7 protein-coding genes are annotated in these 7,929 nt (G+C 69.0%); 4 read left to right on the top strand and 3 right to left on the bottom strand.

Annotated elements, in window-relative coordinates:
- The 3 genes from VGT06_04180 to VGT06_04190 form a co-directional block, all read right to left on the bottom strand.
- Positions 1–212: multicopper oxidase domain-containing protein (locus VGT06_04180; protein HEV8662327.1), on the bottom strand; the 212-nt coding region annotated here is incomplete at its 3' end.
- Positions 213–480: 268 nt separating this feature from the next.
- Complete coding sequence (locus tag VGT06_04185; protein HEV8662328.1) at positions 481–1,020, bottom strand: TlpA disulfide reductase family protein; 540 nt, start codon at positions 1,018–1,020, stop codon at positions 481–483.
- Positions 1,021–1,570: 550 nt separating this feature from the next.
- The gene (locus tag VGT06_04190; protein HEV8662329.1) at positions 1,571–1,927 is read right to left on the bottom strand and encodes a hypothetical protein; all 357 of its coding nucleotides are present in this window, start codon (positions 1,925–1,927) and stop codon (positions 1,571–1,573) included.
- A 139-nt stretch (positions 1,928–2,066) separates the two neighbouring features.
- Here VGT06_04190 and VGT06_04195 point away from each other — a divergent pair, with 139 nt between their 5' ends.
- From VGT06_04195 to guaB, 4 genes are all read left to right on the top strand, one after another.
- Positions 2,067–4,715 carry a CBS domain-containing protein gene (locus tag VGT06_04195; GenBank protein ID HEV8662330.1) on the top strand — a complete coding sequence of 883 codons (2,649 nt, stop codon included), beginning with the start codon at positions 2,067–2,069 and terminating at the stop codon, positions 4,713–4,715.
- A 65-nt stretch (positions 4,716–4,780) separates the two neighbouring features.
- Positions 4,781–5,410, top strand: coding sequence for a site-2 protease family protein (locus VGT06_04200; protein ID HEV8662331.1), 630 nt, complete (start codon positions 4,781–4,783; stop codon positions 5,408–5,410).
- Between the two features lie 46 nt (positions 5,411–5,456).
- A complete protein-coding gene (gene trpS / locus VGT06_04205; GenBank protein ID HEV8662332.1) occupies positions 5,457–6,449 on the top strand; it encodes a tryptophan--tRNA ligase in 993 nt (330 codons plus the stop codon).
- Positions 6,450–6,548: 99 nt separating this feature from the next.
- Positions 6,549–7,929, top strand: a 1,381-nt coding sequence (guaB, locus tag VGT06_04210; protein HEV8662333.1) for an IMP dehydrogenase, incomplete at its 3' end; no start/stop codon positions are given.

Here is a 7,929-nt window from a genome sequence, read left to right on the forward strand (position 1 = left end):
GTCACACCGGGCACCCCGTCCATAGGGTTCGGGACATCCACCCCGTGCCAGTGGACCGTGGTCGGCTCGGGCAGGTTGTTCTTCAGGACGATCCGCACCCGCTCGCCCTCCCGAAGCCGGATCTCCGGCCCGGGGACCTGCCCGTTGTACGACCAGGCCCTGATGACCTTGCCTGGCGCGAGTTCCCACGCTGTCTCGCGGGCTATGAGCATAATCTCCCGGACCCCGCTCCCAGGGCGCGCTTGCGCCGCTCCTGCGGGGCGGGCGAGCAGGGACGCTTCCCCGGCAGAGAAGGCCAACCCCGCCAGGCCAGCCTGACCCAGTACGCCCAAAAAGGCGCGCCGGGAGAGCGGCAGCCCGGATAGGCCATCGACCCCCGTGAGATTCTCCGATGTGTTACCCACGTCTGCTGCTCCCTTCTGCAGGATTTGCCGGCTATCAGTTCCCAGGACGCTTTTCGGGCGCCAGGGCCTCCATGCCCTATCGATGCAACCCCATGAGCTGTTCCAGTTTCCTGCGGGACTCCGGGGCTGTCCAGTCCCGGAACCCCTGCTCCCGGGCCCGGATGATCCCCTCCCGATCAATCAAGAAGGTCACGGGGATCCCGAAGACCCGGTACCGCCGCGCCACCTCCATTTCGGGGTCCAGCAGCGCCGGAAACGTGAGGTTGAGCTCTTCCAAGAACTGCGCCACCGTCGCGGCGACGACCGGCAGGTGGCCCACGTCGATGGACACCGCCAGGATCTCGAGGCCACGGTCCTTGTACTTCTGGTAGGCCTGCTCCATCGTCGGCATCTCCTGGCGGCAGGGCACACACCAGGTGGCCCAGAAATTCAAGAGAACCGCCCGGTTCCCGCGGAAATCCGCCAACCGGACCGGGCGCCCCTCCACATCTGGCGTGGTGAAGTCGGGTGCCGCGTGGCCCACTATGGGCTGGGGCTCCGTGGCCTCGCCCCATCCCGCCGTGATGAGCGCCAGCGCGAGTGCCCCGACAGTGATCCAGCGCCAGTGTTGCCCCATGCTATGACCATCCCCCCTCGCGGTCTACGCCTCCTGGGTGCTCTAAGCACCTCCCCCAGCCAGCGGAGACGCGGGACCGCGCAGATGCCGGGGCCTGCTCCCGTGGAGAGCCCGGTTTCGGAAGCTTCGCTAGGCCTCAGCCGATGTGAGGGCTAGGCTAAAGGAGTGGGGGGGAGCGGCCGGAAGGCGCGGTGAGATGGCCGGGGAGAGCGTGCCTGAAGAGGTCCCGGGGGTAGAGGGGATAAGATGTCACGCTGCCGCCGTCGGCGGAGATTACAGCGCCGGGGACAACGCCCAGGACATTACTGTGGTGGGTGGCTTTGGTGCAGAAATCGGATGTTATCGCCTGCGGCTGGCAGCGTTCGGCTGCTGCAATGGCGGCCGTTAGGTTCCCACCCGCTACGCAGAGGAGGAGTGCAAGCGGAAGCAAACCGATGATGAGGGGCGTTCCGCGGAGAAGCCGTGGTCTACGCGCGGCTTGCATTGTTCTTTATGACTACTCCCCAATTGATCCCGCTGTCAAGACGCTTTGATCGGCTCCCTTGAACCTCTACTGCCCCTTCGTCTTCAGCGCGAGGCCGAGAATCGCAACCCCCCATCCTGGCAGCAGCGCCAGGACCCCAAGGAGCCAACAGAGTACGGGGCCCGGGTTCCGACCCCACTCTCGGAGACGCCTGAGCGCGGCGTCCGTGGCGATAACCCCGAGGAGGACAGCCGAAGACGACAGGATCCAGGACGCGGTCAACACCCGTTCGGGCCGCGGTCCGCTCGAACGCCCCAGGAGATCGAAGAAGGCGATGAGCCAGGCCGGGAGCAGCGCGGCCATCCCCAGGAGCCAGTAGCTGAGCCCGCGTGCGGAGGGCTTCCGCCTGCTGAGGATAGACGCCGTGGCTCCGGTCCCGAGCATCCCGAGCAAACCAGCCAAGATCGACCACCCGGTCATCGCGGATGTACCCTAGCAGGCTGCAGATATGCAGTCAAAGCGGCGTCCATCCGCGGTCTTCGGGCGCCTTGCTGGCCCCTCTCCCCGAGCGTATACTGCAAGCATGGAGCTCATCACCACCCACATCAATGCCGACTTCGACGCCGTGGCGTCGATGCTGGCCGCGAGCAAGCTCTATCCGGAGGCCCGCCTCGCCTTCCCCGGCTCCCTCGAGCGCAACGTCCGGGAGTACTTCGCTCACGTGGGGGAGCCCTTCCCCCACGTGCGCCTGAAGAAGCTCAATCTGGCCGCCGTGACCCGCCTCATCCTGGTGGATGCCAAGCGGGCCGGCCGCCTGGGCCCGCTCAAGGAGGTCCTGGCCAACCCCGGCCTGGAGATCCACATCTACGACCACCACCCGGCCCATCCCAAGGACATCACCGGCACGCTCGAGGTCCTGAAGGAGGTCGGGGCGACCGCCACCATCTTCGTCGAGCTCCTTCGGGAGCGGCGGGTCCCCCTGACCCCGGAGGAGGCGACGCTCCTCGCGCTCGGCATCTACGAGGAGACCGGCTTCTTCACGTTCACCTCGACGACCCCCGCCGACCTGGCGGCGGGGGCGGCCCTGGTGGACCAGGGCGCCAACCTGAACACCGTCGCCGACTTCATTCGCCGGGAGATGACGGCGGAGCAGGTCGCGCTCCTGAACGAGCTGATCCAGGCCGCGGAGACGCACGTGGTGAACGGCGTGCCGGTCGTCATCACGGCCGTCACGCGGGACCGGTACGTGGGGGACCTGGCCTTCGTCGTCCACAAGCTCCGGGACATCGAGAACATCAATGTGCTGTTCGTCCTGGTCCGGATGGACAATCGGGTCCACCTGGTGGCCCGCAGCCGGCTGGAGGCGGTGGACGTGGGGAGCATCGCCGCCGCCCTCGGCGGGGGCGGCCACGGGACCGCCGCCTCCGCCACCATCCGGGAGCGGCCGCTCCTCGACGTGAAGGCCGAGCTGCTGCGCCTCCTCAGGGCCCGGGTGCGGCCGGTCCGGCTGGCCCGGGACATCATGCTGGCTCCCGTGAAGGCCATCCCGGACCGCTTCACCGTGGCGGGGGCGGCCGCGATCATGAATCGGTTCAGCCTGAACACGCTCCCGGTGGTGCGGCGGGGGGAGCTGACCGGCCTCATCACCCGGGAGATCCTGGACCGGGCGCTCTACCACGGGCTGGGGGAGGCCCCGGTCAGCGAGTACATGACCACGGAGTTCTCCACCGTCGGGCCGGACGCCCCCCTGGAAAAGGTCCAGGCGCTGATGGTGGAGCAGACCCTGGGGTTCCTGCCCGTCGTCCAGGGGAAGCGCCTGATGGGGGCGATCCTGCGGAGCGACCTGCTCCGGCACCTGCACGAGGAGGTCCTGCAGCACCCGACCTTTGCGCGGGAAGAGGAGGCGGAAGGGCCCGCCGTCCAGCCCGCGGGCAGCAAGGTCTCCGCGCTCCTCCGCGGGCGGCTTCCCCCCCGCCTCCAGGAGATCCTCAAGGCCGCGGGCGGGGTGGCCGATCAGGCGGGCGCCCGCCTGTACGCGGTGGGCGGGTTCGTCCGCGACCTGCTGCTCGGGGTGGAGAACTTCGACGTGGACCTGGTCGTGGAGGGGGATGGGATCGCCTTTGCCGAAGCCTTCGCGGCGGGCATGGGCGGGAAGGTCCGCAGCCACCGGAAATTCGGCACCGCCGTGGTCAGCCTGCCCGACGGCCTCAAGGTGGACGTGGCTTCGGCCCGGACGGAGTACTACGAGCACCCGGCCGCCCTGCCCACCGTGGAGCACAGCAGCATCCGGATGGACCTGTACCGCCGGGACTTCACCATCAACGCCCTGGCGGTAGGCCTGAACGCCGCGGACTACGGCCGCCTGCTCGACTTCTTCGGCGGCAGCCGCGACCTGCGCGACGGCGTGATCCGGGTCATCCACAGCCTCTCCTTCGTGGAGGACCCCACCCGGATCCTCCGGGCCGCCCGCTTCGCCGTCCGGTACGGCTTCACGATCGCGAAGCAGTCCGACCGCCTCATCCGGAATGCCGTCCGCCTTCGCCTTCTGGATCGGCTCTCGGGCGCGCGGATCCTCACGGAGCTGAAGCTCATCTTCCAGGAGGCGCGCCCGGCGGCCATCGTCAAGATGCTGGAGGGCTACGGCGTTCCCAAGGCGATCCACCCCCGCATGAAGGGAGGGCAAGCGGTGCAGGCCCTCCTGGAGAAGGTCGGGGAAGTCCTCTCCTGGTACCGGCTCCTCCACCTGCCCCAGGCGCCCACGTCCTGGCTTCTCTACCTGCTCGCCTGGGTGTCCGACTGCACCCTCGCCGAGGCGCGCAGCGTCGGCCGCCGCCTGGGCCTCCCGCCCGGCCGCCTGACGGACGTGAGCGCGGCCCTCAGCGCCTACCGGGCGCTCCGGCGCCAGTTCGCCAGGGAGCGGCCCCTCACCCCCGGCCTCGTCACCCGCCTGCTCGAAGACGCCCCGCTGGAGGCGATCCTGCTCCTCATGGTCCGGGCACCGGCCGCCGGAGTGGAGGGGGCGGTGTCGGACTACCTGACCCGCTACGCCCGGGTTCGGCCCCTCCTGACCGGCAACGACCTGAAGGCCCTGGGCATCCGCCCCGGTCCCATCTACCGGAACATCCTTGCCTCCCTCCGCTACGCTCGCCTGGACGGGAAGCTCACGAGCCGGGACGAGGAGGAGCAGTTCGTCCGGCGCCGGTTCGCTGCGCACGTTCCCGCCGCGGGTTGACATCCCCAGGGGCCTCTGGTAGCGTGGCCGCGACTCGCGACCTTGCATCACGAGGACTTACAGCGGTGTGGGAAGACATCAGCATCCGGGTCCGCGAGTTCGCCGTCATGATCCCGCCGCTCCTGCTCGCCCTGACGGCACACGAGTACGCCCATGCCTGGACCGCCAACAAGCTCGGGGACCCCACGGCCCGGGCGCAGGGGCGGTTGACCCTGAACCCCCTCGCCCACCTGGATCCGGTGGGGACGCTCGCCCTCCTCTTCTTCCGGTTCGGGTGGGCCAAGCCGGTCCCGGTCAACCACCTCTACTTCAACCACCCGAGGCGGGACCTGATGTGGGTGGCCCTGGCCGGTCCCCTTACCAACCTGGGGCTGGCGGCCGTGAGCGGCCTCATCCTCCGGATGTTCGGCGGCCTGCACGTGGGTCCCGGCGTCTTCTGGCTCGTGAGCCCGCTCGTCCTGATGCTCCGGTGGAGCGTGATCTACAATGTCGTCCTGGCCATCTTCAACATCATCCCCATCCCCCCCCTCGACGGCGGGCGCGTCCTGAGCGGTCTGCTTCCGCCCCGGCAGGCGGCCACCTACTCCCGGATCGAGCCCTACGGGATGGTCCTGCTGCTGCTCCTCATCCTGACCGGGGCGGTGGGAATCGTCATGGCGCCCCCCATCAATCTTCTCATCACGCTGCTCCTGTAGCGGAGGGGACGGGAGGGGGGCGGACGACCCGGAGGGCCGACGCGGAATGACCAAGCGCGAGCGCGTGCTGAGCGGGATGCGCCCCAGCGGGCGCCTGCACCTGGGGAACCTGGCGGGGGCGCTCCAGAACTGGATCGCCCTCCAGCGGGAGTACGACTGCTTCTTCTTCATCGCCGACTGGCACGCCCTGACCACGGATTACGCCGAGACCGGTGACCTCCAGGCCAACATCCGGGAGATGGCGGCGGACATGCTGGCCGCCGGGTTGGACCCGGAGCGGGCCACCATCTTCGTCCAGTCGCGGGTGCCGGAGCACGCGGAGCTGCACCTTCTCTTCTCCATGATCACGCCGGAGCCCTGGCTGAAGCGGGTCCCGACCTACAAGGAGCAGCAGGAGGCCAACCCTAACAAGGACCTCTCCACCTACGGGTTCCTGGGCTACCCGGTCCTCCAGGCGGCCGACATCCTCATCTACAAGGCGAACTACGTCCCGGTCGGGCAGGACCAGCTCCCGCACATCGAGTTGACCCGGGAGATCGCCCGCCGCTTCAACAATTTCTACGGGCCGGTCTTCCCGGAGCCGGCGGCCAAGGTCACCGAGGTCCCGCGGGTCCGGGGGACCGACGGGGAGAAGATGTCCAAGAGCCGGAACAACTGCATCTACCTGGCGGAGACCCCCGAGGAGGTGACCGCCAAGGTCCGGCCGATGGTGACCGACCCGGCCCGCAAGCGGCGGAGCGACCCCGGCGACCCCGACAAGTGCCCCGTGTACGACGTGCACAAGATCTTCACGCCGATCAGCGTCCGGGAGCAGACCATCATCCCCGGATGCACCCGGGCCCTCTTCGGCTGCCTGGATTGCAAGGACGTGCTTCTCAAGCACATGCTCCCGGTCCTGAATCCGATCCGGGAGAAGCGGGAGGAGCTGATGGCCAGGCCGGCCCAGATCGCTGAAGTCCTGAACGACGGCTCGGCCCGGGCCCGGGCGGTGGCGGCCGCCACCCTGAAGGAGGCCCGGGAGGCCATGCACCTGCTGTAGACGAGCGCTCCCGGGGTTGACGGCCCCAAGAGTTTGTGGTAGCGTCTGGAAAATTCCCCACATCTCGTGGGGAGGAGACAACAGCGCCGAGGTGCACCGATGGTCCACGGGCCGCTCGAAGAGGGACTGACCTTCGACGACGTGATGCTCCTGCCCGCCCGGTCGGAGGTCCAGCCGAAGGAAGTGGACGTCGCCTCCAAGCTCACCCGCCGCATCTCCGTCAACATCCCGATCGTCAGCGCTGCCATGGACACGGTGACCGAGGCGCGCCTCGCCATCGGCCTCGCGCGGGAGGGCGGCGTCGGCATCATCCACCGGGCGATGCCGCCGCCGGCCCAGGCGGCCGAGGTGGACAAGGTCAAGAAGTCCGAGTACGGGATGATCGTGGACCCGATCACGGTGCGGCCGCACCAGAAGATCGCCGAGGCGCTGGAGGTCATGGAGCGCTATCGGATCTCGGGGGTGCCCGTCACCGAGAACGGCAGGCTGGTCGGCATCCTCACCAACCGGGACCTCCGCTTCGAGACCAAGCTCGACCTGCCGATCAGCGCGGTGATGACGAAGGATCCGCTCATCACGGCGCCGGTCGGGACGACGGTGGAGGAGGCGAAGGAGATCCTCCACCGGAACCGGATCGAGAAACTCCCGGTGGTGGACGAGGAGTTCACCCTCAGGGGCCTCATCACCATCAAGGACATCGAGAAGCGGAAGAAGTACCCGAACGCCTGCAAGGACGGGCTCGGGCGCCTGCGGGTGGGGGCAGCGGTGGGCGTGCACGAGGACGCGGAGGAGCGGGTGCCCCTGCTGCTCAAGGCCGGCGTGGACCTGGTAGTGGTGGACACCGCCCACGGCCACTCGGCGGCGGTCCTGGAGACCGTCAAGATGCTGAAGGGGCGCTACGCCGACCTGGAGGTGATGGCGGGGAACGTCGCCACGGAGGAGGGGGCCGAGGACCTGATCCGGGCCGGGGCGGACGGGGTGAAGGTCGGCATCGGACCCGGCTCCATCTGCACGACCCGGGTGGTCGCCGGGGCGGGGGTGCCCCAGATCACGGCGATCCTGGCGGCGACCCGGGCGGCCAGCCGGCACGGGGTCCCGCTCATCGCCGACGGGGGCGTGAAGTTCTCGGGGGACATGACGAAGGCGCTCGCGGCGGGCGCCTCTACGGTGATGCTGGGCAGCCTCTTCGCGGGGACGGAGGAGAGCCCGGGCGAGATGGTCATCTACCAGGGGCGCTCCTACAAGGTGTACCGGGGGATGGGGTCGTTGGGCGCCATGGAGCGGGGCGGGCGCGATCGGTACTTCCAGGAGGAGGGCATGGAGGCCGGGAAGCTGGTCCCCGAGGGGATCGAGGGCCGGGTCCCCTATCGGGGGACGCTGTCCGCCACCGTCTACCAGCTGGTCGGGGGACTCCGGGCCGGCATGGGCTACAGCGGCTGCCGGACCGTGGAAGAGTTGTGGCAGAACGCGCGCTTCATCC

The sequence above is a fragment of the Candidatus Methylomirabilis sp. genome (assembly GCA_036000645.1).
GTDB lineage: Bacteria > Methylomirabilota > Methylomirabilia > Methylomirabilales > JACPAU01 > JACPAU01.